Here is a 23,040-nt window from a genome sequence, read left to right as displayed (position 1 = left end):
GAATCGTGGAGAATCTGATCGCGCTGCTCGTCGCGGCGCCCCTGCTGGGAGCGGCCGTCCTGTTGTGCGGCGGCCGCCGGCTCGACCGGGCCGGGCACTGGCTCGGCACCCTGCTCGCCGCCGCCTCCTTCGTCATCGGGGCGGTGCTCTTCTTCGACATGCTGGGCAGGGGCGCCGAGGACCGGGCACTGCACCAGTACCTGTTCAGCTGGGTGCCGGTGGAGAGCTTCCGCGCGGACATCGCCTTCCAGCTCGACCAGTTGTCGATGACGTTCGTCCTGCTCATCACCGGCGTCGGCACGCTCATCCATGTGTACTCGATCGGGTACATGGCCCATGACGAGCGCCGGCGCCGCTTCTTCGGCTACCTGAACCTGTTCCTGGCGGCGATGCTGCTGCTGGTCCTCGCCGACAACTACCTGCTGCTGTACTTCGGCTGGGAGGGCGTCGGCCTCGCCTCGTACCTCCTGATCGGCTTCTGGCAGCACAAGCCCAGCGCGGCCACCGCCGCGAAGAAGGCCTTCCTGGTCAACCGGGTCGGCGACATCGGGCTGTCCATCGCCATCATGCTGATGTTCACCACCTTCGGGACGTTCGCCTTCGGCCCGGTGCTGTCGGCGGCGGACGGGGCGGGCGAGGGCGTGCTGACGGCCATCGGGCTGATGCTGCTGCTCGCCGCGTGCGGCAAGTCCGCGCAGGTGCCGCTCCAGTCCTGGCTCGGGGACGCGATGGAGGGCCCGACCCCCGTCTCGGCCCTCATCCACGCGGCCACGATGGTGACCGCCGGCGTCTACCTGATCACCAGGTCGGGCGCCATCTTCAACGCCGCCCCGGACGCGCAAGCGGCGGTCGTGGTGGTCGGCGCGGTCACGCTTCTCTTCGGTGCGATCGTCGGTTGTGCCAAGGACGACATCAAGAAGGCGCTCGCCGGTTCGACGATGTCGCAGATCGGCTACATGATCCTGGCGGCCGGACTCGGCCCGATCGGGTACGCCTTCGCGATCATGCACCTGGTGACGCACGGCTTCTTCAAGGCCGGGCTGTTCCTCGGCGCCGGTTCGGTCATGCACGGCATGAACGACGAGGTCGACATGCGGAAGTACGGCGGCCTCAGGAAGTACATGCCGGTCACCTTCGTCACTTTCGGACTCGGCTACCTGGCGATCATCGGCTTCCCGGGGCTGTCCGGCTTCTGGTCCAAGGACAAGATCATCGAGGCGGCCTTCGCCAAGGGGGGCACCGAGGGCTGGATCCTCGGCGCGGTCACCCTGCTGGGCGCCGGCATCACCGCGTACTACATGACCCGGGTGATGCTCATGACCTTCTTCGGCGAGAAGCGCTGGCAGCCCGCCCCCGACGCCGACGCGGTGCCCAGCGCCGAACCGGCCGCCGAGGGCCACGCCGGCCGGATGCCGCACCCGCACGAGTCCCCGAAGTCCATGACCGTCCCGATGATCGTGCTGGCCTTCGGTTCGGTCTTCGCGGGCGGTCTCTTCTCCCTCAACAGCGCCTTCGTCGACTGGCTGAAGCCGGTGACCGAGTTCGAGCACGGACACCCGCCGATCGGCGCGGGCGCGGTGACCGCCTCCACGGTCGTCGTCCTGCTGATCGGCGTCGGCATCGCGTACGCGCAGTACGGCCGCCGGCCCGTCCCGGTCGTCGCCCCGCGCGGCTCGCTGCTCACCCGCGCCGCCCGGCGCGACCTGCTCCAGGACGACTTCAACCACATCGTCCTGGTGCGCGGCGGCGAGCACCTCACCCGCTCGCTGGTCTACCTGGACCACACCGTGGTCGACGGGGTGGTCAACGGCACCGCCGCGTCGGTCGGCGGACTGTCCGGCCGGCTGCGCAGGATGCAGAACGGCTTCGCCCGCTCCTACGCGGTCTCGATGTTCGGAGGTACGGCGGTGCTGATCGCCGCGACCCTGCTGATGAGGGGGGTGTGACGCCATGTCGTTCCCGCTCCTGACGCTGACGGCGGCCGTCCCGGCCGCCGGCGCGATCCTCACCGCCGCCGTCCCGGCCGAGCGCCGCACGGCCGCCAAGTGGCTGGCCCTGCTGGTCTCGCTGGCCACGCTGGGCCTGGCCGCGGCCGTGGCCGTCCGGTTCGAACCGGGCGGCGCGCGCTACCAGCTCACCGAGTCCCACTCCTGGATCGCGGACTTCGGCGTCCGGTACGAACTGGGTGTGGACGGCATCGGGGTGGCGCTGATCGCGCTCACCGCGCTGCTGATCCCGTTCATCATCCTGGCGGGCTGGCACGACGCCGACCCTTCCCCGAGCTCTCGGCTCCGCTCGAGCGGGGGAGGCCCCGAGGAGACCCGGTCCCCTCTTCACTGGCGTCCGACCCAGGGCTTCTTCGCCCTGATCCTCATGGTCGAGGCGATGGTGATCCTCTCCTTCGAGGCCACCGACGTCTTCCTCTTCTACATCCTCTTCGAAGCCATGCTCATCCCGATGTACTTCCTCATCGGCGGCTTCGGGGACCGCGCCCACACGGGCACGGACGAGAACGCGGCGGCCCAGCGGTCCTACGCCGCCGTCAAGTTCCTGCTCTACAACCTGGTCGGCGGACTGATCATGCTGGCCGCCGTCATCGGGCTGTACGTGGTCGCCGGGAGCTTCTCCCTCACGGAGATCGCCGAGGCCCGGGCGAGCGGGTCGCTGGAGATGGCCACCACCACCGAGCGGCTGCTCTTCCTCGGGTTCTTCTTCGCCTTCGCGGTGAAGGCCCCGCTGTGGCCGCTGCACACCTGGCTGCCCAACGCGATGGGCGAGGCGACCGCGCCGGTGGCGGTGCTCATCACCGCCGTCGTCGACAAGGTCGGCACCTTCGCGATGCTCCGCTTCTGCCTCCAGCTCTTCCCCGAGGCGTCGAAGTGGGCCACCCCGGCGATCATCGTGCTGGCGCTGATCAGCATCGTCTACGGGGCGCTGCTCGCGGTCGGCCAGCGGGACATCAAGCGGCTGGTCGCCTACGCGTCGATCTCCCACTTCGGCTTCATCATCATGGGCATCTTCGCGATGACCAGCCAGGGCCAGTCCGGGGCGACGCTGTACATGGTCAACCACGGGATCTCGACGGCCGCGCTGATGCTGGTGGCCGGCTTCCTGATCACCCGGCGCGGGTCGCGGCTCATCGCGGACTACGGCGGGGTGCAGAAGGTGGCGCCGGTCCTGGCCGGGACGTTCCTCATCGGCGGCCTGGCCACGCTCTCGCTCCCCGGCCTCGCCCCCTTTGTCTCCGAATTCCTGGTGCTGGTCGGCACGTTCGCCCGGTACCCGGTGGCGGGCGTCATCGCCACCACCGGCATCGTGCTCGCCGCGCTCTACACGCTGGTGCTCTACCAGCGCACGATGACGGGCCCGGTGAAGGAGGAGGTGCGGGCGATGCCCGACCTCAAGGTGCGGGAACTGGTGGTGGTCGCCCCGCTGATCGCCCTGCTGCTGCTCCTGGGCGTGTACCCGAAGCCGCTGACCGAGATCGTCGACCCGGCCGTCCGGCACACCATGTCCGACGTGCACCAGAAGGACCCGGAACCGACCGTACCTGCTGAAGATGTGGAGGCGGCCAAGTGAGCGCAACAGCCGCAGCCGCTGTCCACAGCCTGTGGACAGCGGCGGCCGAACCGGCCGCCGCCGACAAGATCGGCGCACCGGCCATCGAGTACGCCCAGCTCGCACCCACGCTGATCGTGGTGGGCGCCGCCGTGGTGGGCGTGCTGCTGGAGGCCTTCGTGCCGCGCCGGGTCCGCTACCACGCCCAGGTGTTCCTCACCGTCGTGGCGCTCGCCGCCTCCTTCGCGGCGGTCGTCGCCCTGGCGGCCGGCGGGCACGCCACCACCAAGGCCGGCATCGTCGCGATGGGCGCCATCGCGGTCGACGGGCCCGCGCTGTTCCTCCAGGGCACCATCCTGCTGGCCTCGCTGGTCGCCGTCTTCACCTTCGCCGAGCGGCGGCTCGACCCCGCCCACCACGGGCACCGGGTCGACTCGTTCGCCGCCGAGGCGGCCGCCGTGCCCGGCAGCGACCACGAGAAGGCCGCCGTCAAGGCCGGGTTCACCACCAGCGAGGTCTTCCCGCTGGTGCTGTTCGCCGTGGGCGGGATGCTCGTCTTCCCGGCGGCCAACGACCTGCTGACGCTGTTCATCGCGCTGGAGGTCTTCTCCCTGCCGCTGTACCTGCTGTGCGCCGTCGCCCGCCGCAAGCGGCTGATGTCGCAGGAGGCCGCGGTCAAGTACTTCCTGCTGGGCGCCTTCTCCTCGGCCTTCCTGCTGTTCGGCATCGCCCTGCTGTACGGCTACGCGGGCTCCGTGTCGTACGCCCGCATCGCCGATGTGGTGGACGGCTCGGTCGGCGACATCACCCCGGCGCTCGCCCAGACCATGGGCAATGACGTCCTGCTGCTCATCGGCTTCGCCATGGTGCTGATGGGGCTGCTGTTCAAGGTCGGCGCGGTGCCGTTCCACATGTGGACCCCGGACGTCTACCAGGGCGCCCCCACACCGGTCACCGGCTTCATGGCGGCCGCGACGAAGGTCGCCGCGTTCGGCGCGATGCTGCGCCTGCTGTACGTGGTCCTCCCCGGGCTCCGCTGGGACTGGCGGCCCGTCATGTGGGGCGTCGCCATCGTCACCATGCTGGGCGGCGCGGTCGTCGCCATCACCCAGACCGACATCAAGCGGCTGCTCGCCTACTCGTCCATCGCCCACGCCGGGTTCATCCTCGCCGGTGTCATCGCGGCCACGCCCGACGGGGTGTCGTCCGTGCTGTTCTACCTGGGCGCCTACTCCTTCGTGACGGTCGGCGCCTTCGCCGTCGTCACCCTGGTGCGGGACGCGGGCGGCGAGGCCACACACCTGTCCAAGTGGGCCGGGCTCGGGCGGCGTTCGCCACTCGTCGCGGCCGTGTTCGCGGTGTTCCTGCTCGCCTTCGCCGGCATCCCGCTCACCTCCGGGTTCTCCGGCAAGTTCGCCGTCTTCAAGGCGGCGGCCGAGGGCGGCGCGGGGACGCTGGTGGTGGTCGGCGTCATCTCGTCGGCGATCGCCGCGTTCTTCTACATCAGGGTCATCGTGCTGATGTTCTTCAGTGAGCCCAAGCCGGAGGGGCCGACGGTCGCCGTGCCGTCGCCGCTGACCATGACGACCATCGCCGTCGGCGTCGCCGTCACGCTGGTGCTGGGCGTCGCACCGCAGTACTTCCTCGATCTGGCCGGCCAGGCGGGCGTCTTCGTCCGCTGAGGTCCGGCCGGCAGGCCGTCGCGCAGGGCCCGGTACCCGAGTGGGGGTGCCGGGCCCTGCGTACGCGTGCCATCGTGACACCACCGGATTGGTCTGGACCATGTGAAGGGGAGCGAACGATGCGCGGCACCACCGTGTTACCCGGCACGCCCTGCACCGCACCCGAGGAGGGCGTCCTGCCCATGCACCGCCTCGAAGTGCCCATGCCCAACGCCCTGCCGTTCGCGATCGGCACCTTCGACACCATCGGGCCGATGTCGAGGGCCGACTTCCCGCACCGGCACACCTTCTACGAGATCGTCCACATCACCGCCGGAACCGGCGCGCACGTGCTGGACCTCGCCCGGTTCGAACTGGACCCGCCCCACCTGTGCGTGATCGCACCGGGGCAGGTCCACCACTGGGAGGACGCGAGGGGGCTCGACGGAACCGTGGTGCTCTTCACCGAGGACTTCCTGCTCGATCACCCCGGCGACCGGGACGTGCTGCGGGGCTTCGCCGAACGCCCCTGGCTGACGCTCGACGACCACGAGCACGACCGGATCGCCCGTCTGACGGCCGACCTCCACGACGAGTACCGGCGCGGGGCCGAGGGGTTCCCCAGCGTCCTGCGGGCCCTGCTGCACGTCCTGGTCGTCCGGGCCGCCCGGCTGCCCGGCCCCGCCGTCGGCACCGCCCCCGGCACCACCCGCCCCGGGGCGGTCGCCGACGCCTTCGCCCGGCTCCTCGCCCGCACCGATCCCGGGCTGTGGTCGGTACGCGCCTGCGCCGACCGCATCGGCGTCACGACCGGCTACCTCACCGAGACGGTCAAGGCCGCCACCGGCCGGACCCCCGGGCAACTGGTCCGGGAGGCCCGCACCCACGAGGCCAAACGACTGCTGGCGCACACCGGGCTGACGGTGCGGCAGGTCGCGGCCCGCGTCGGCTTCGCCGATCCGGCGTACTTCTGCCGCTTCTTCCGGCGCGAGACCGGCCTGAGCCCCGGCGCGTTCCGGCGCGGCGGCGATATTCACCACGACCACCGGATCGAGTCCATCGCCCGCCCGGGACCGGCTGCGTAGGTTCGGTGCCGATCCCCGACGCCCCCCTTCACGAGGAGCTGGCATGGACGGACACCCCAGCCGCAAGACCGTGCTGCGCGCCGCGCTCGCCGCCGGAGTCACCGCGCCCGCCGCGCTGATGGGCGTACCGGCGCTGGCCCGTACGGCCCTGGCCGGCACCACCGCGACCGGCACCGCGCCCGCGCCCACCCCGGCCTGCGACGACGGCGACGACCCCACCCCGCCGCAGATGGAAGGCCCCTACTTCAAGCCCCACTCGCCCCGGCGGACCTCCCTGCTGGAGCCCGGCGCACCGGGCACCCGCCTCACCGTCAGCGGCTACGTCTTCGGACTCGCCTGCCGCCCGCTGAGCGGGGTGCTGCTGGACTTCTGGCAGGCCGACGCCAACGGGGCGTACGACAACACGGGCTTCCGCTTCCGTGGCCACCAGTTCACCGGCGAGGGCGGGGCGTTCACCCTGACCACCATCGTGCCGGGGCTGTACCCGGGCCGGACCAGGCACCTGCACGTCAAGCTCCAGGCGCCCGGCCGCCCGGTGCTGACGACCCAGCTTTACTTCCCCGGGGAGCCCCGCAACAACACCGACGCGCTGTTCGACCCCCGGCTGCTGATGACCGTGCGGGACGCGGGGGGCGGCCGGGAAGCGGCGTTCGACTTCGTCCTGGAGGTGCCGCAGACCCCCGGGCCCGGCCCGGGCCCGACCCCGCCGCCCGGTGGCTCCACCTGGGCGGCGGGCACCACGTACCGGCCGGGTGACCGCGTCACGTACGGGGGCCTGGCCTACGGGTGCCTCCAGGGCCACACCGCGCAGCCGGGCTGGGAGCCGCCGAAGGCGCCGGCCCTGTGGCGGGCCGGCTGACCGGCCGGCCACGAGCGGGCGGGGGAACGGGCGGGGGACCCGTGCCGCCGCTCCGGTGGTGCGGGCCGCGGCGGGCTCCCCCCACGGCCCGCCCGCCGGCCCGCACCGCCGTCCTCCGGCGGCGCCGCCGGGCGGGCCGTCCGGCCGGCGCCCGGCGGCGGGTGGCCGGTGCGGGTCAGCGCGCGGCGGTGATCCGGCCGGCGACCTCGCCGAGACCCACCTTCGTGCCGTCCGGGCCCGGGGCCCAGGCGGTCAGCACGACCTCGTCGCCGTCCTCCAGGAACGTCCGCTTGCCGGTGGACAGTTCGACCGGCTCCTGGCCGTTCCAGGTCAGCTCCAGGAGCGAGCCGCGCTGGTGCACCTCCGGGCCGCTGACCGTGCCGGAGCCGAACAGGTCGCCGGTACGGAGCGAGGCGCCGTTGACCGTCATGTGCGCGAGCTGCTGCGCGGCCGTCCAGTACATGGTCGAGAAGGGCGGCTCGGAGACCGTCTCGCCGTTGATACGCACGGTGATGTGCAGGTCGAAGCCGCCCGGCTCGTCGTCGGTGGCGTCGTCCAGGTAGGGGAGCAGCGGGAAGTCCCGGGCGGGCGGCGCCACCCGGGCGGCGTCCAGCGCCTCCAGGGGGGTCACCCAGGCGGACACGGAGGTCGCGAAGGACTTGCCCAGGAAGGGGCCGAGGGGGACGTACTCCCACGCCTGGATGTCGCGGGCCGACCAGTCGTTGAGGAGCGTCAGGCCGAAGACGTGGTCCCGGAAGGACGCGAGGGGCACGGGCCGGCCGAGCTCGGAGGGGGTGCCGACCAGGAAGCCGACCTCCGCCTCGATGTCCAGCTTGACGGACGGGCCGAAGACCGGCGCCGGGTCCGCGGGCGCCTTGCGCTGCCCGGCAGGGCGGACGATGTCCGTACCGGAGACGACGACCGTGCCGGACCGGCCGTGGTAGCCGATCGGCAGGTGCTTCCAGTTCGGGGTGAGGGGCTCCCCGTCCGGGCGGAAGATCCTGCCGACGTTGGTGGCGTGGTGCTCGGAGGCGTAGAAGTCGACGTAGTCGGCGACCTCGTACGGCAGGTGGAGCGTCACGCCGGCGAGGGGGTGCAGCAGCGGCTCTATGTCGGGGCGGTGCGCCGGGACCGTCAGCCAGGCGGTGAGCGCGCGGCGGACGTCGCGCCAGGCCGTACGGCCGGCGGCGAGCAGCGGGTTGAGACTCGGCTGGGCCAGCAGGGCCGCGTACGGCGAGCCCAGCGCGTGCGCGGCCGCCCCCGCGTCCAGGACGTGGTCGCCGATGCGGACGCCGAGCCGGCGGCGGCCGGGCTCGTCGGCGGTGGTGAAGACGCCGTACGGAAGGTTGTGCGGGCCGAAGGGGTCGCCTTCGGTCAGGTCGAGCGGGCTCTGCTCGGGCATCGGTGCTTGCCTCGCTTTCCACGTGTGTGGGGGACACGTTAGATCAGCCGGGCGTACGGGCAACGCGCTTCTCCCAGGTGTGGTGGAACACCACCTCGGAGCCTTCCGTGCAGATCACCTCGTCGGAGGTGAGGAAATGGGTGGCGTCGCAGCGCACCTCGGAGCGGGTGTCGACGGTGACGTTCCAGGGCAGGTCGGGGCGATGCAGACGGATCTTCCACTCCGAGCGGGTCCGCGCGGACAGGGGGTCCCGCTCGGTGATCGTCCACGTCTCCAGGGCGCTCTCGGTGATCTCCAGCCCGTCGGGGTAGGCGCGGGTTCCGCCGGGGCGGGGCGCGTCCTCCAGACGCCACAGGCCCTCGTCGACGTCCCGGACGATCCGGCGCGCGGGCGGCCGGGTCCGCGTCTCGTCGAGGGTGGCCGGGACGGTGACGCCGAGGGGCGGGGCCTGTTCGGGTCCGCCGAAGGCGGGGGCGGCTGCCGGGCCGTCGGCGCCGGGGGCGCGGACCGGCAGCCGGAGGGCGCCGGCGCCGGGGTCGACGGTGAAACCGGCGGTGTGCGGGCCGGGCCAGAGGCAGGGCCAGTACGCGGAGGAGACCGCGAGCCGGACACGGTGGCCGGGCGCGAAGGCGTACCCCGTGCCGTCCAGGTCGACGACCACCTCCACCGGGCCGGCGGGCCGGCCGGAGAAGCCCAGGGAGCCCCGGGTGACGAGGGTGGACGAGCCGTCGGGCGCGACGTCGCAGAGGCGCACGGTGACCTGCCCGGTGGGGGCGTCGGTGCGCAGCGCCAGGGTGACGCGGGGGCGGCCGAGGATCTCGACGGGCGCCCCGCCCGGCGGGACGGGGAAGTCGAAGCACGCCGAGTGGGCGTCCTCGGCCCGCTGGTCGGGCGGTGGGCCGGAGTCGTCGCCGGACGGGACGGGGCGGCCGGCGTCCAGGCCCGTCTGCTGCGGGGAGCGCACCAGCACGGGCGGTCCCAGGAGGGCGTACGTGACCGGCGTGACGTCCGGCGAGGGCCAGGCGCCGTCGGCCACCCAGCGGCCGGGCCGCCCGGCCCCGGAGATCCAGGAGCGGAGGAGGGGCTCGGCCATGACGCCGGTGGGCCGGTCCTTCAGGTGGTGGTCCCACCAGCGGAGCGTCTCCTGGAGGAAGCCGATCGCCGGCCCGGGCTCCCCCTCCCGGTCCGGGTACCGGTGCCCCCAGGGCCCGATGATCCCCCGCACCCGCCCGGCCGGCAGCCGCTCGACGAGCCGGAGGACGGTGTCGCGGTACGGGTCGCTCCACCCGCCCACGGCCAGGACGGCCACGCCCCCGGGGCCGGGTTCGGCGGGGGCCGGGGCGGGGCCGGCATCCACGCCCCCGGGGCCGGGTTCGGCGGGGGCCGGGGCGGGCTCGTCCGGGGCCTCCGGCTCCGCCGGCCGGGCGGGGACGGGTGGCTCCAGCGCTTCCAGGCGCGTCAGCCACATGTCGCGCCAGGCGTCCCCCACGTACCGCGGGTCAGGCGGACGGGCGGCGTAGGCGAGCAGCGTGGCCGCCCGTGCGGGTGACCCGTCGGCGACGGCCGCGCCGCCCAGGTGGCGGTCCCCGGAGCCCTCCTCCCGCCCGTCGGGGCAGCAAACCGCGACGACCGCCCGGAGCGGCCCCGGGGCCCCGGCGGCCAGCCGCAGCGCGAGGGAGCCGCCCCGGCCGATGCCGAACATCCCCACCCGGCCCGCGCACCACGGCCGGGCGGCCAGCCAGGCGACCACCTCCGCGCCGTCGGCGAGCGCGGCCCCGGACCACGGGTCGTGCGGCAGGCCCTCGCTGTTGCCGTGCCCGCGCGCGTCGACCCGTACCGAGGCGTAGCCGTGGCCCGCGTACCAGGGATGGCGCTGCGCGTCGCGGGGCGCGGTCCAGTCGGTCAGCCGGTCCGGCTGGTACTCGAGGAGGGCCGGGACGGGCTCGTCGGTGAGCGGGCGCCAGACCCGGGCGTACAGCAGGGTGCCGTCCGCGAGCGGCACGCGGACGTCCTCGTGGAACGTTTCGTACGGGAAGGTGGTGCGGATCTTCATGGGGCCTCGGGACCCGTCTCGTCGGTGTTCCTGGCGGCTGCCCCGCCGGTGCCTCGGCGGCCTCCTCCCGGTGGCCTCGGCGGTACGGGACAAAGCGGTCTCTTTTGATCATATGAGCTGTTCTTGAACATACCGGGGGAGGGTGGAAGGCGCCCACGGTGATCAGAAGGGGACCGGATACGCTGACTTGAGTGAATCCAGCGACACATCGACAATCCGTGTGATCGTCAGCAGACAGGAGACCCCCTCGTGACCGCAGTCGGGCCGTTCGGGCTGAGCGTGCGGGACCAGGCTCTTGAGGCCGATGTCCAGACCGGATTGGCGGCCGTCGAGGCAGGGCTCCTCGATGCCACCAAGAGCGAGGTGCCGTTCATCACGGAGGCGGCACAGCACCTGGTACGGGCGGGCGGCAAGCGCTTCCGTCCGCTGCTGGTGATGCTCTCCGCCCAGTTCGGCGATCCGCACGCGCCGGGCGTCGTGCCCTCCGCCGTCGTCGTCGAGCTCACCCACCTGGCGACCCTGTACCACGACGACGTCATGGACGAGGCCGACGTACGCCGTGGGGTGGACAGCGCCAACGCCCGCTGGGGCAACTCGGTGGCCGTCCTGACGGGTGACTTTCTCTTCGCGCGCGCCTCGCACATCCTGGCGGACCTCGGCCCGGAGGCGGTACGCGTCCAGGCCGAGGCGTTCGAACGCCTGGTCACCGGGCAGATCCTGGAGACGGCCGGTCCGCGCGACGGACGCGACCCGGTCGACCACTACCTCGACGTGATCGCCGGCAAGACCGGCTCGCTGATCGCCGTCTCGGGCCGTTTCGGCGCGATGATGTCGGGCGCGGACGAGCGGGTCGTGGACATCCTCACGCAGTACGGCGAGCGGCTCGGCGTCGCCTTCCAGCTCGCCGACGACGTCCTGGACATCGCCTCCGACTCCCACGAGTCGGGCAAGACCCCGGGCACCGACCTGCGGGAGGGCATCCCCACCCTGCCCGTGCTGCTCCTGCGCGCCCGTGCGGCCGCGGGTGGCGCGGCGGAGGACCGGGAGCTGGTCGCGCTGCTGGACGGCGACCTCACGGACGACGCCCGGCACGCGGAGGCGCTGCGCCGGCTGCGCGTCCACCCGGCGCTGGAGCAGGCGCGGCGGGACACCGTCCGGTACGCCCAGGAGGCGCGGGCGACGCTGGCCCCGCTGCCGGACTGCTACGCGAAGTCCGCGCTGGAGGAGCTGTGCGACCTGGTGGTGCACCGCGCGGGCTAACCCGGTTTCCTCGGGGTCGTTGTCATCCCTGAGCAGTACGGAAGTCCAGCCCGGGGTCTGACGCCCCGGGGGGTGCCCGCTTGGTCAGATGGATCCAGGATGGATCGCTGACCTGTGGAGGTAGGCACACATGGCACCGAACGACAGCGCCGGACGCCGGAGGACGGCACGGTACGCGGTCCCGGTCGCGGTGGCGGGGGTGGCGGCGGCGACGATCGGGCTGGTCCCGGCGCTCGCGGCGTCCGGCGACCCCGATCTGCCGGGGATCACGGCACAGCAACTGGTGGAGAAAATCGCCGCGTCGGACGTGCAGCAGTTGTCCGGCACGGTGAAGGTGACGACCGACCTGGGGCTCCCGTCGCTGGCCGGGCTGGGCGGCGCGGGAGGCCCGGGCGGCGCCGAGACGGGCAAGCTGATGGAGCTGGCGTCCGGCACGCACACCCTGCGGGTGGCGGCGGACGGCCCCGACAAGCAGCGGCTGGACTTCGTGGACGGAGCGTCCGCCCAGTACAGCCTGGTGCACGACGGGAAGGACGCCTGGATCTACGACGGCGCGTCGAAGGAGGCCGTGCACTCGTCCGACGCCGGTCCGGCGGGCGGCGCGGAGGACCGTGAGCCGCGGCTCCCGGCCACCCCCAAGGACTTGGTGAACGAGGCGCTGAAGGCCGTCGACGCCACGACGTCGGTGACGGTGGACGGCACGGCGCGGATCGCCGGGCGGGACGCGTACCAGCTGGTGATCAAGCCCAAGCAGAGCGGCTCGACGATCGGGTCGATCAAGGTCGCGGTCGACGCGGCCAACGGCGTACCGCTGAAGTTCACGCTCACCCCGAGCGGGGGCGGCAAGGCCGCGATCGACGCGGGCTTCACCACGGTGGACTTCGCCCGCCCGGACGCCTCGGCGTTCACCTTCACGCCTCCGAAGGGCACGAAGGTGACGGAGGAGCCCGAGGGCCCCGCGCCGGCCCCCGGCAAGGGCCCCGAGGGCGGCAAGGAGCCCGGGGACGGCAAGGGGCTGCCGGCCGTCCCGGAGGAGTTCGCGGGCGGGGAGGGCTTCGACGTCATCGGCCGGGGCTGGACGTCGGTCGCCCGGCTCGCCGGCCCGGGCGGCGGCCTTCCCGCCGGTGCCCCGTCGGACGCCCCGTCGGACGTGCCGGCGGAGGCGCAGGGGTTCCTGGACGCGCTGGGGGACAAGGTGACCGGCAAGTTCGGCTCCGGCACGGTCTTCAAGACCCGTCTGGTCAACGCCCTGATGACCGACGACGGCAGGGTCTACGTGGGCGCGGTGAGCCCCGGGACGCTGGTCGCCGCGGCGAACGGCGACGCCACGAAGTAGCGGTGTCGTGGTGGTGCCCCGCCCGGGTGGACTCCCGGGCGGGGCACTGCCGCTTCAGGTCCGGAACGGCTGGGTTCAGAACGTGAGGCGGAAGGCGTTGATGTAGCCGGTGTCCTGCGCGGCCACGTCCTGGACGCGCAGCTTCCACGCCCCGTTGGCCGCCTCGCCCGACGCGTCGACCGTGTAGGTGGTCTGGACGTTGTCGGCCGAGTCGCTGCTGCTGGAGTTCTTCAGGCGGTACGCCGTCCCGTCGGGCGCCAGCAGGTCGACGACCAGGTCGCCGCGCCACGTGTGGACGATGTCGACGCCCGCCTTGAGCGCCGCCGGGGCGTTGCCGGTCCGGCCCGAGACGGTGACCGTCGAGGTCACGGCCGTGCCGTTGTCCGGGATGGCGACGTCGGCGGTGTTCTCGTAGGTGTCGCCCGTCGGCGGTTCGGTCGTCCCGGCCGACAGGGTCCAGATGGCGTGGGCGACCGCGTCGCTGTTCCGGTCGAGCGCGGTGTCGTTGATGTTGGACGTGCTGTCGCACGAGGAGTGGTAGCAGCGGTCGAAGGCCTGCCCGGCCGTGCCGCCCCACTTCTGCGCCTGGGCGCTGGTCTTCGTACGGCTCGCGCCGGTGAACAGGCCGCCGACCGGGATGCCCACGTTCTTGAACGAGGCGTGGTCGGAGCGGCCGTCGCCCTCGGTCTCGATCTCGGTCGGGACGCCGAGGCCGGCGAAGTAGTCCTTGAAGGTCTTCTCGATGGTGGGGTCGTCGTCGTAGACGAAGTAGCCGGGGTTGGGCGACCCGATCATGTCGAAGTTGAGGTAGCCGGAGACCTTGGCGCGCTCGGTGGCGGGCAGGTTGTTGACGTAGTGCTTCGAGCCGACCAGGCCGAGCTCCTCGGCGCCCCACCAGCCGAAGCGGAGGTGCTTGGCGGGCTGGAGCTGGGCGCGGGAGACGGCGAGCGCGGTCTCCAGCACGGCGGCGGAACCGGAGCCGTTGTCGTTGATGCCGGCTCCGGAGGAGACCGAGTCGAGGTGGGCGCCGGCCATGACGACCTGGTTGGCGTCGCCGCCGGGCCAGTCGGCGATGAGGTTGTAGCCGGTGGTGCCGTTGTACGTGAACTGCTGGACGGTGGTGGTGAATCCGGCGGCGTCCAGCTTGCCCTTCACGTAGTCGATCGAGGCCTTGTAGCCGGTGCGGCCGTGGGCGCGGTTGCCGCCGTTGGCGCCGGCTATGGACTGGAGCTGGGCGAGGTGCGCCTTGACGTTGGCGACGGGGATGTCGGGCGCGGCCACCGCGGCGGTGGCGGTGGCGGCGGCCGTGGTGGCCGCCGGGGCCGAGGGCGCGGTGGTGCGTGCCGAGGTGGCCGCCGTGGCCGCCGGTGCGGCGGTGGACAGGAGGCCGGCGACCGCGAGCGCGGCGATGGCGGCGGTGCGTCTGGGTATGTGGTGGTGGGCGGAGAGGCTCATGTGGGGGCTCCGGATTCCGTACGGGGATGGGACGGAACGTGCGAGACGCCCCGGGCCGGGATCGGCGCGGGGCGTTGGAGCTGGTGAAGCTGATGGAGCTACTGGTGCGATGTGCGTGCTGAATGTTCAGCGAGAGTTTGACCTACCGTCAAGGGCGTAATCCGGTCACGGGCGTTCGCATATCGGACCGTTCTTGCTCCCGAACGGTCGCGGAACGCACACCACCACAGGCCCCCCGCGCCGGCGGCTACTGGACGCAGAACTCGTTGCCCTCCGGGTCCGCCATCACGGTCCACTCGCCGCCCGGCTCCTTGACGTGGCGCAGCACGGACGCGCCCAGCGCCTCCAGCCGGGACACCTCCGCGTCCCGCCGGCCAGGAGCGGCGTGCACATCGAGGTGCAGGCGGTTCTTCCCGGTCTTCGGTTCCGGTACGCGCTGGAAGAGCAGCCGCCTGCCCAGTCCGGTGCCGGTCGTCTCGTCGTACGGATCGTCCGGATGCCGGACGGCGGCCAGATCCCGGAACGCCCGGCGGTCGCCGACGAGGACGGTGTCCGTCTCCGTCACGTACCCCAGCCCCATCAGCCGGTCGATGTGGGCGCTGTTGTCCTCGGCCAGGTACCCGAGGGCCCCGGCCCAGAAGGCGGTCTGCGCGTGCGGGTCGGTGGCATCGATCACGAGCTTCCAGTGGAGCGGTGTCATGTAACTACTTATAGTGGTTACGTGAGTGAGTCCGCAACGGGTCTGACCCTGTACACGCCGGAGGGCCGCCCCTTCCGCTTCGACCCGGGTGCCCTGTGCCTGGAGCTGCTGCCCACGGGCGGCCCCGGGCCCCTCGCCCGGTACGAGGTCCTCGACACGCCGGCCGGGCTGGCGGAGTGGGTGGCGGCGAGCCGCCTCGACCCGCCGGGCCTGCCCCTGCCGCCCGTCGGGGAACCGGACCTGGCGGCGGTCCGGGAGCTGCGCGACGCGCTGCACGTGCTCACCGCCGCCCGGGCGCACGGCCGCCCGCTCGACGCCGCCGCGCTGGCGGTGGTGAACGGCGCGGCCGCCGCCCCGCCGCCGGCCGTGCGGATGACGGCGGACGGCCGGCGGGAGTGGGTGCCCGGCGCGGGCGTGGCCGGGCTGCTGTCGATGGTCGCCCGGGACGCGATCGACCTGTTCACCGGAGCCTGGGCGGCGGCGGGCCGGATCCGCGAGTGCGGCGCCCACGACTGCTCGCTGCTCTTCGTCGACACCTCCCGGCCCGGCCGCCGCCGCTGGTGCGCGATGGAGCGGTGCGGCAACCGCCAGAAGGTGCGGGCCCACCGGGCCCGCGGCCATCCGGAAGGAGAAGCGTGATGCCCACCGGACCGACCCGCGACGCGGGCTGGGAGATCGGCGTGTTCTCCGCGGGCCGGGCCAGGCAAGGCCGTGCTCCTTAGGGCGTGCGCTCCGCGGACGCGGCCCCCGGCCGGGAGGCGCCGGCGCGGCCCCGGGTCGCCGGGGCGTCCTCGGCGAGCCGGTCCGCCCGGCGGCCCGGCTCGCTGTCGTCCGGGCGGGCGGCGGGAACGGTCACCGGCCGGTCCGCCGGACGGGCCGCCTCCCCGTCCGCCTCGGCCCCGGCCGCCGCCGCTGCCGCGCGCCGCAGGGCCGCCGCCTCCGCCCTCGTACGCCGCGAGGTCCGCAGCGCGTCCCAGGTCAGGATCGTCAGGGCCAGCCAGACCAGCGAGAAGCCCGCCCACCGCTCCGGCGGCATCTCCTCGTGGAAGTACACGACGCCGAGCAGGAACTGGAACACCGGCGCCAGGTACTGCAGGAGCCCCAGCGTGGACAGCGGCACCCGGATCGCCGCCGCGCCGAAACAGACCAGCGGCACGGCGGTGACCACGCCGGTCGCGGCGAGCAGGGCCGCGTGGCCGGCGCCCTCGGTGCCGAAGTGCGCCGAGCCCCGGGAGCCCAGCCACAGCAGGAAGGCCAGCGCGGGCAGGAACTGGATCGCGGTCTCCGCCGCCAGTGACTCCAGGCCCCCGATGTTGACCTTCTTCTTCACCAGCCCGTAGATGGCGAAGGAGAACGCCAGGATGAGGGAGATCCACGGCGGCCGCCCGTAACCCACCGCCAGCACCACCACCGCCGCGAAGCCCGTGCCGACCGCCGCCCACTGCGCCGGTCGGAGCCGCTCCTTGAGCAGCAGGACGCCCATCGCGATGGTGACCAGCGGGTTGATGAAGTAGCCGAGCGAGGCCTCGACGACCTGCCCGGCGTTCACGGCCCAGATGTACAGGCCCCAGTTGACGGTGATCACCGAGGCGGCTATCGCGATGAGTCCGAGCTTGCGGGGCCGGCGCAGCAGCTCGCGCACCCAGCCCCAGCGGCGCAGGGCAAGGAGGGCCACGCCGACGACGGCCAGGGACCAGACCATGCGGTGGGCCAGGATCTCGATGGCCCCGGCAGGCTTCAGCAGCGGCCAGAAGAGCGGCACGAGCCCCCACATGCCGTAGGCGCTGATGCCGTAGAGGAGTCCTGCCCGCTGCTCGCCGCCGTTCTTCGCCACCACTGGCCGCCCCGTCCTTCCCGCCGTGCCCCGCGCTACGCCCTGCCGTCGACGGTAGCGCCGGGCGAGGGCGGCTGTCATGCCCGTACCGGCATACGGTCATGACAGCTCCGTCACAGTGCGCGTCACGGCCGGCGGAGGGGACCGCCGGCCGGCACCCGGCGGCGTCCGGCGGGCGTACGGTGCCGACGACGAGGCCCGGGCCTCCTGAGGAGGACCCGGGCCTTCGAGCGGTGGCGGCGACGCCCGCCGCGGAACGTCAGCCGACGACCGTCCAGGTGTCCTTGCCCGCGAGCAGCGCGGCGAGGTCGCCCTTGCCGTTCAGCTCGACGGCCGCGTCGAGCTGGTCGGCCATCTGCGTGTCGTACACGGGACGTTCGACGGACCGGAACACCCCGACGGGCGTGTGGTGCAGAGTGTCCGGGTCCGCGAGCCGGGACAGCGCGAACGCCGTGGTGGGGCTCGCGCTGTGGGCGTCGTGGATCAGGATCCGGTCCTCGTTCTCCGGAGTCACCACGACGACCTTCAGATCACCGGTGGCCGGGTCCCGCACGACACCCTTGGCGCCGTCCGGGCCGAAGCGGATCGGCTGCCCGTGCTCCAGGCGGATCACCGCCTCCTCCGCCTGCTCCTTGTCCTTCAGTGCCTCGAAGGCGCCGTCGTTGAAGATGTTGCAGTTCTGGTAGATCTCCACCAGCGCCGTGCCGGGGTGGTCGGCGGCCTGCCGCAGCACCTCGGTGAGGTGCTTGCGGTCCGAGTCGACGGTCCGCGCCACGAACGACGCCTCCGCGCCGATCGCCAGCGACACCGGGTTGAACGGCGCGTCGAGCGAGCCCATCGGCGTCGACTTGGTGACCTTGCCGACCTCGGACGTCGGGGAGTACTGCCCCTTGGTGAGCCCGTAGATCCGGTTGTTGAACAGCAGGATCTTGAGGTTGACGTTGCGCCGCAGGGCGTGGATCAGGTGGTTGCCGCCGATGGACAGCGCGTCGCCGTCGCCCGTGACGACCCATACGGACAGATCGGTGCGGGAGGAGGCCAGACCGGTCGCGATCGCGGGCGCACGGCCGTGGATCGAGTGCATCCCGTAGGTGTTCATGTAGTACGGGAAACGGGAGGAGCAGCCGATCCCGGAGACGAAGACGATGTTCTCCTTCGCCAGGCCGAGCTCGGGCATGAAGCCCTGCACGGCGGCGAGGATCGCGTAGTCACCGCAACCGGGGCACCAGCGCACTTCCTGGTCGGACTTGAAGTCCTTCATGGACTGCTTGGCCTCGGCCTTGGGCACCAGCTTCAGCGCCTCAGTCATGGATGGCCTCCTTGAGAGCCGTGGCGAGCTGCTCGGCCTTGAACGGCATGCCGTTCACCTGGTTGTAGCTGTGTGCGTCGACCAGATATTTCGCCCTGATGAGAGTGGCGAGCTGGCCCAGGTTCATCTCCGGCACGACGACCTTGTCGTACCGCCGGAGCACGACCCCGAGGTTCTTCGGGAAGGGGTTGAGGTGGCGCAGGTGGGCCTGGGCGATGGACTCGCCGGCCGACCGCAGCCGCCGCACCGCCGCCGTGATCGGCCCGTACGTCGAGCCCCAGCCCAGCACCAGGGTGCGGGCGGCGGAACCCGGGTCGTCGACCTCCAGCTCCGGCACGTCGATGCCGTCGATCTTGGCCTGCCGGGTGCGGACCATGAAGTCGTGGTTGGCCGGGTCGTAGGAGATGTTGCCCGTGCCGTCCTGCTTCTCGATGCCGCCGATGCGGTGCTCCAGCCCGGGCGTGCCGGGCAGCGCCCACGGGCGGGCCAGCGTCTCGGGGTCGCGCTTGTACGGCCAGAAGACCTCGGTGCCGTCGGGCAGGGTGTGGTTGGGCCCGGTGGCGAACCGGACGCCCAGGTCGGGCAGCTCCTCCAGGTCCGGGATGCGCCACGGCTCCGAGCCGTTGGCCAGGTAACCGTCGGAGAGCAGGAACACCGGGGTCCGGTAGGTCAGCGCGATACGCGCCGCCTCCAGGGCCGCGTCGAAGCAGTCCGCCGGGGTCCTCGGTGCCACGACCGGTACCGGGGCCTCGCCGTTGCGCCCGTACATCGCCTGGAGCAGGTCGGCCTGCTCGGTCTTGGTCGGCAGACCGGTGGACGGGCCGCCGCGCTGGATGTCCACGATCAGCAGCGGCAGCTCCAGCGAGACCGCGAGCCCGATGGTCTCCGACTTCAGCGCCACACCGGGGCCCGACGTGGTGGTGACCGCCAGCGACCCGCCGAAGGCCGCGCCCAGGGCGGCACCGATGCCGGCGATCTCGTCCTCCGCCTGGAAGGTGCGGACGCCGAAGTTCTTGTGCTTGGACAGCTCGTGCAGGATGTCCGAGGCCGGGGTGATCGGGTACGACCCCAGGTACAGCGGCAGGTCGGCCTGCCGGGACGCGGCGATCAGGCCGTAGGACAGCGCCAGGTTCCCGGAGATGTTGCGGTAGGTGCCGGTGGGGAACGCCTTGGTGGCCGGGCCCACCTCGTAGGAGACGGCGAAGTCCTCGGTCGTCTCGCCGAAGTTCCAGCCCGCCCGGAACGCGGCCACATTGGCCTCGGCGATCTCCGGCTTCCTGGCGAACTTCTGCCGCAGGAACTTCTCGGTGCCCTCGGTCGGCCGGTGGTACATCCAGCTGAGCAGCCCGAGCGCGAACATGTTCTTGGAACGCTCGGCCTCCTTGCGGGACAGGCCGAACTCCTTGAGCGCCTCGATCGTCAGGGTCGTCAGCGGTACCGGGTGGACCCGGTACCCGTCCAGGGACCCGTCCTCCAGGGGCGAGGTCTCGTAACCGACCTTCGCCATGGCGCGCTTGGCGAACTCGTCGGTGTTGACGATGATCTCGCCGCCGCGCGGCACGTCGCCGATGTTCGCCTTCAGCGCGGCGGGGTTCATCGCGACCAGGACGTTCGGCGCGTCACCCGGGGTGAGGATGTCGTGGTCGGCGAAGTGCAGCTGGAAGGACGAGACGCCCGGCAGGGTGCCGGCGGGGGCGCGGATCTCGGCCGGGAAGTTCGGCAGGGTCGACAGGTCGTTGCCGAACGACGCCGTCTCCGACGTGAACCGGTCACCCGTGAGCTGCATACCGTCGCCCGAGTCACCCGCGAAGCGGATGATCACCCGGTCCAGACGGCGTACTTCCTTCTCCGCACCGTTGCGGCCGGGGCCGCCACGCTGTTCCCCGACGACGGCCTCGCCGGCCGCCTCGCCGGCTCCGCCGGACCCGTCGGCCTGCTCGGCTGGGCTACTGACCTGGCTGGTCACTGAACTGGACCTCCCTCGAGACAAGGGGCCACCCCGCCGTCGGCGGGGGAACGCTCGGGAGACAGCCGGCCCACCGGCCGTCCCAAGGCCCACCCTACGTCCGTAAGGGTCGCCTTCCCTGGACCGCTCACATGATGGACGTCTCTCTGAGACATCCTTACGCCCTGGATCATCATGCTTCGTCTCCCCCCGCGCCGTTCGGTAACGACGCTCCCGACTCATCCTTCGGTACCGGGCCCTGCGGCAGGCTCAGTGGCCGGTGGAGCCGGCTGCGCGGGCGCCGCACGTCAGCCGTTCAGATAGGTCAGCACCGCGAGCACCCGCCGGTGGTCACCGTCGCTCGGCGACAGCCCGAGCTTCAGGAAGATGCTGCTCACGTGCTTCTCCACCGCGCCCTCGCTCACCCGCATCTCACGGGCGATCGCGGAGTTCGTCCTGCCCTCCGCCATCAGACCGAGGACCTCCCGCTCGCGCGGCGTCAGCGCCGCCAGCACGTCCTGCTTGCGGCTGCGGCCCAGCAACTGGGCCACCACCTCCGGATCCAGCGCGGTGCCGCCCCGGGCCACCCGCACCACCGCGTCCACGAACTCCCGGACGTCGGCGACCCGGTCCTTCAGCAGATAGCCCACGCCCCGGCTGCTCCCGGCCAGCAGCTCCGTGGCGTACCGCTCCTCCACGTACTGCGACAGCACCAGCACGCCGATGCCCGGGTGCTCCTTCCGGAGCCGCACCGCCGCCCGCACCCCCTCGTCGGTGTGGGTCGGCGGCATCCGCACGTCGGCGACCACCACGTCCGGCAGCGCGTCCTCGACCGCCAGCGCGTCCACCGTCTTGACCAGCGCCTCGCCGTCCCCGACACCGGCGACGACATCGTGCCCCCGGTCGGTCAGCAGCCGGGTCAGTCCCTCCCGGAGCAGTACGGAATCCTCCGCGATGACCACCCGAACCCTGTCCTCCACCACGAGCCGCATCCCCCATGAATCGATGTCCACGACGCGGTTCCCGCGTCTGGGACCCAGCATCCCAGCCGCCGGTCGCCGACGGGCCGGCCTGTGGACAACTGGCCGGCCGACGGCGGGGAAGCGGCCACCGGGACGGGGGAGGGGACGCGCCGGGAAGCGGTCACCGGGGCGGGGGAGGGGACGCGCCGGGAGGCGGACACCGCGGGGACGCCGCGGTCGCCGCCCCCGCCCGGGAGGGCGGGGGCACGGCAGCCGGACCGGCGCAGCGGCCGGGGGTGTCAGCCCCTCCAGGGCAGCTCGGCGGTGACCGTCGTCGGCCCCCCGGCCGGCGACTGCACGGCGAGGATGCCGTCCACCGCGTCCAGCCGCTCCGTCAGCCCCGCGAGGCCCCTGCCCCCGGTCACGTCCGCGCCGCCACAGCCGTCGTCCGTCACCTGGAGCATCAGCCTGTCGTTCACTCGCCATACGTCGACCGTGGCACGCGTGGCTCGTGAGTGCTTCGAGACGTTCTGGAGGAGCTCCGAGACGGTGAAGTAGGCGATCCCCTCGATCGCCGCCGCCGGCCGCGTCGGCAGATCCACCTCCACCCGCACCGGCACGGTGCAGCGGGAGGCCACCGCGGACAGGGCGGCGTCCAGTCCGCGGTCGGTGAGGACGGCGGGGTGGATGCCCCGGGCCAGGTCGCGCAGCTCCTGGAGGGCGAGCTTCACCTCGCCGTGCGCCTCGTCGACCATGGCGGCCGCCGTCCGCGGGTCCTCCAGCAGCTTCTCCTTCGCCAGACCCAGATCCATGGCGAGGGCCACCAGCCGGGCCTGGGCGCCATCGTGCAGGTCCCGCTCGATACGGCGCAGGTCGGCGGCGGCCGTGTCGACGACCACCCCCCGGTCCGACTCCAGCTCCACCACGCGGGTCGCCAGCCGCGACGGACTCAGCAGCCCGGTCACCATCAGCCGGTCCACCGTCGCCAGCGCCCGGATCACCCACGGTGCGACCAGCACGAACAGCAGCCCCACCAGGCTGGTCGCCGCTATCTCCAGCGGGGAGTCCAGGTAGAAGTCGTGCGTCCCGTCGCCGTACAGCTGAAGACCGCCCACCCCCGCGTACACCGGGAAGACCCACCGCCACAGCGGGTACGTCAGGAAGCCCCAGCCGTATGTCCAGAAGACCACCGCGACCGTGAAGGCGAAGATCGCCCACGGCATGTGCACCACCGAGTAGAGGAAGTGGCGCCAGGACTCGCCGCTCTTGAGGACGCCGCCCACCCAGCCCATCAGCCCGCCCCCGGACCGGCCCCGCACGGGCGACGGAGCGGCGATCTTCAACCCCAGCAGGCGCCGCGCCCGCGCCCGCTCCACCGCGCCGAAACCACGGCACATGACCAGGGCGGCGGCGAGCAGCGGAATGCCGAGGAAGGTGACGACCAGGCCGGCGCCGAGCGACACCATGGCTATGGACGAGGCGAAGAAGAAGATGCTCAGCGGCAGTCCGGTCAGCAGATACCCGAACTCGCGCCACGTCCGGGCCTCGAAGGGTGCCCGCAACGCCGCGGGAAGGCGGTGCTGCCCGGTCTCCGGTCCATAAGCCAGGGCCATCGGAAAGT

17 protein-coding genes are annotated in these 23,040 nt (G+C 72.6%); 8 read left to right on the top strand and 9 right to left on the bottom strand.

Annotated elements, in window-relative coordinates; all coding sequences use genetic code 11:
- Window positions 1-5 precede the first annotated feature (5 nt).
- From nuoL to ACF068_RS04240, 5 genes are all read left to right on the top strand, one after another.
- A complete protein-coding gene (gene nuoL, locus ACF068_RS04260) occupies window positions 6-1,946 on the top strand; it encodes an NADH-quinone oxidoreductase subunit L (RefSeq protein WP_392272579.1) in 1,941 nt (646 codons plus the stop codon).
- Window positions 1,947-1,950: 4 nt separating this feature from the next.
- The gene (locus tag ACF068_RS04255) at window positions 1,951-3,579 is read left to right on the top strand and encodes an NADH-quinone oxidoreductase subunit M (protein WP_392272578.1); all 1,629 of its coding nucleotides are present in this window, start codon (window positions 1,951-1,953) and stop codon (window positions 3,577-3,579) included.
- Window positions 3,576-5,240, top strand: a complete 1,665-nt coding sequence (gene nuoN, locus ACF068_RS04250; RefSeq protein WP_392272577.1) for an NADH-quinone oxidoreductase subunit NuoN — start codon at window positions 3,576-3,578, stop codon at window positions 5,238-5,240. The genes ACF068_RS04255 and nuoN overlap by 4 nt, the downstream gene beginning before the upstream one ends.
- Before the next feature lie 119 nt (window positions 5,241-5,359).
- On the top strand, window positions 5,360-6,304 hold the full coding sequence (locus ACF068_RS04245; protein ID WP_392272576.1) for an AraC family transcriptional regulator: 945 nt from the start codon (window positions 5,360-5,362) through the stop codon (window positions 6,302-6,304).
- A gap of 43 nt (window positions 6,305-6,347) precedes the next feature.
- Window positions 6,348-7,163 carry a carbohydrate-binding protein gene (locus tag ACF068_RS04240; RefSeq protein ID WP_392272575.1) on the top strand — a complete coding sequence of 272 codons (816 nt, stop codon included), beginning with the start codon at window positions 6,348-6,350 and terminating at the stop codon, window positions 7,161-7,163.
- A 175-nt stretch (window positions 7,164-7,338) separates the two neighbouring features.
- Here ACF068_RS04240 and fahA read toward each other — a convergent pair whose 3' ends face one another.
- Entirely contained in the window at window positions 7,339-8,565 is a 1,227-nt protein-coding gene (gene fahA, locus ACF068_RS04235; protein WP_392272574.1) for a fumarylacetoacetase, read from the bottom strand.
- A 43-nt stretch (window positions 8,566-8,608) separates the two neighbouring features.
- Window positions 8,609-10,618: a CocE/NonD family hydrolase gene (locus ACF068_RS04230; RefSeq protein WP_392272573.1), complete on the bottom strand. Its 2,010-nt coding sequence runs from the start codon at window positions 10,616-10,618 to the stop codon at window positions 8,609-8,611.
- Between the two features lie 249 nt (window positions 10,619-10,867).
- On the opposite strand from ACF068_RS04230, the gene ACF068_RS04225 reads away from it, so the two are divergent.
- Both ACF068_RS04225 and ACF068_RS04220 read left to right on the top strand, forming a co-directional pair.
- Entirely contained in the window at window positions 10,868-11,878 is a 1,011-nt protein-coding gene (locus ACF068_RS04225) for a polyprenyl synthetase family protein (protein ID WP_392272572.1), read from the top strand.
- Between the two features lie 130 nt (window positions 11,879-12,008).
- Window positions 12,009-13,214: an outer membrane lipoprotein carrier protein LolA gene (locus ACF068_RS04220; protein WP_392272571.1), complete on the top strand. Its 1,206-nt coding sequence runs from the start codon at window positions 12,009-12,011 to the stop codon at window positions 13,212-13,214.
- 75 nt (window positions 13,215-13,289) lie between these two features.
- Here the strand turns inward: ACF068_RS04220 and ACF068_RS04215 are convergent, their stop codons facing one another.
- Both ACF068_RS04215 and ACF068_RS04210 read right to left on the bottom strand, forming a co-directional pair.
- Entirely contained in the window at window positions 13,290-14,669 is a 1,380-nt protein-coding gene (locus ACF068_RS04215) for a M28 family peptidase (RefSeq protein ID WP_392272570.1), read from the bottom strand.
- Window positions 14,670-14,916: 247 nt separating this feature from the next.
- Window positions 14,917-15,369 (bottom strand): VOC family protein, encoded by a 453-nt coding sequence (locus ACF068_RS04210; RefSeq protein WP_392272569.1) that lies wholly within the window; start codon window positions 15,367-15,369, stop codon window positions 14,917-14,919.
- Between the two features lie 21 nt (window positions 15,370-15,390).
- On the opposite strand from ACF068_RS04210, the gene ACF068_RS04205 reads away from it, so the two are divergent.
- Complete coding sequence (locus ACF068_RS04205) at window positions 15,391-16,008, top strand: CGNR zinc finger domain-containing protein (RefSeq protein WP_392272568.1); 618 nt, start codon at window positions 15,391-15,393, stop codon at window positions 16,006-16,008.
- A 79-nt stretch (window positions 16,009-16,087) separates the two neighbouring features.
- Here ACF068_RS04205 and rarD read toward each other — a convergent pair whose 3' ends face one another.
- The 5 genes from rarD to ACF068_RS04180 form a co-directional block, all read right to left on the bottom strand.
- Window positions 16,088-17,143 carry an EamA family transporter RarD gene (rarD, locus tag ACF068_RS04200; protein ID WP_392272695.1) on the bottom strand — a complete coding sequence of 352 codons (1,056 nt, stop codon included), beginning with the start codon at window positions 17,141-17,143 and terminating at the stop codon, window positions 16,088-16,090.
- A 319-nt stretch (window positions 17,144-17,462) separates the two neighbouring features.
- A complete protein-coding gene (locus ACF068_RS04195; RefSeq protein ID WP_392272567.1) occupies window positions 17,463-18,512 on the bottom strand; it encodes a 2-oxoacid:ferredoxin oxidoreductase subunit beta in 1,050 nt (349 codons plus the stop codon).
- On the bottom strand, window positions 18,505-20,478 hold the full coding sequence (locus ACF068_RS04190) for a 2-oxoacid:acceptor oxidoreductase subunit alpha (protein WP_392272566.1): 1,974 nt from the start codon (window positions 20,476-20,478) through the stop codon (window positions 18,505-18,507). The genes ACF068_RS04195 and ACF068_RS04190 overlap by 8 nt, the downstream gene beginning before the upstream one ends.
- Window positions 20,479-20,765: 287 nt before the next feature.
- The gene (locus ACF068_RS04185) at window positions 20,766-21,437 is read right to left on the bottom strand and encodes a LuxR C-terminal-related transcriptional regulator (protein WP_392272694.1); all 672 of its coding nucleotides are present in this window, start codon (window positions 21,435-21,437) and stop codon (window positions 20,766-20,768) included.
- A gap of 281 nt (window positions 21,438-21,718) precedes the next feature.
- On the bottom strand, window positions 21,719-23,032 hold the full coding sequence (locus ACF068_RS04180) for a sensor histidine kinase (protein ID WP_392272565.1): 1,314 nt from the start codon (window positions 23,030-23,032) through the stop codon (window positions 21,719-21,721).
- Window positions 23,033-23,040: the final 8 nt, after the last annotated feature.

Origin of the sequence: Streptomyces sp. NPDC016309 (assembly GCF_043077235.1) — a bacterium.
Classification (GTDB): Bacteria; Actinomycetota; Actinomycetes; order Streptomycetales; family Streptomycetaceae; genus Streptomyces.
Note: the sequence above shows the minus strand (reverse complement) of the source record. Positions and strands in the feature narration are given on the sequence as shown.

What these genes read in the sequence shown, in the direction of transcription:
- ACF068_RS04255 (WP_392272578.1), top strand. Translation starts at nt 1,951, where the DNA reads ATGTCGTTCCCGCTCCTGACGCTGACGGCGGCCGTCCCGGCCGCCGGC.
- ACF068_RS04245 (WP_392272576.1), top strand. Translation starts at nt 5,360, where the DNA reads ATGCGCGGCACCACCGTGTTACCCGGCACGCCCTGCACCGCACCCGAG.
- ACF068_RS04240 (WP_392272575.1), top strand. Translation starts at nt 6,348, where the DNA reads ATGGACGGACACCCCAGCCGCAAGACCGTGCTGCGCGCCGCGCTCGCC.
- fahA (WP_392272574.1), bottom strand. Translation starts at nt 8,565, where the DNA reads ATGCCCGAGCAGAGCCCGCTCGACCTGACCGAAGGCGACCCCTTCGGC.
- ACF068_RS04230 (WP_392272573.1), bottom strand. Translation starts at nt 10,618, where the DNA reads ATGAAGATCCGCACCACCTTCCCGTACGAAACGTTCCACGAGGACGTC.
- ACF068_RS04220 (WP_392272571.1), top strand. Translation starts at nt 12,009, where the DNA reads ATGGCACCGAACGACAGCGCCGGACGCCGGAGGACGGCACGGTACGCG.
- ACF068_RS04215 (WP_392272570.1), bottom strand. Translation starts at nt 14,669, where the DNA reads ATGAGCCTCTCCGCCCACCACCACATACCCAGACGCACCGCCGCCATC.
- ACF068_RS04210 (WP_392272569.1), bottom strand. Translation starts at nt 15,369, where the DNA reads ATGACACCGCTCCACTGGAAGCTCGTGATCGATGCCACCGACCCGCAC.
- rarD (WP_392272695.1), bottom strand. Translation starts at nt 17,143, where the DNA reads ATGTGGGGGCTCGTGCCGCTCTTCTGGCCGCTGCTGAAGCCTGCCGGG.
- ACF068_RS04195 (WP_392272567.1), bottom strand. Translation starts at nt 18,512, where the DNA reads ATGACTGAGGCGCTGAAGCTGGTGCCCAAGGCCGAGGCCAAGCAGTCC.
- ACF068_RS04180 (WP_392272565.1), bottom strand. Translation starts at nt 23,032, where the DNA reads ATGGCCCTGGCTTATGGACCGGAGACCGGGCAGCACCGCCTTCCCGCG.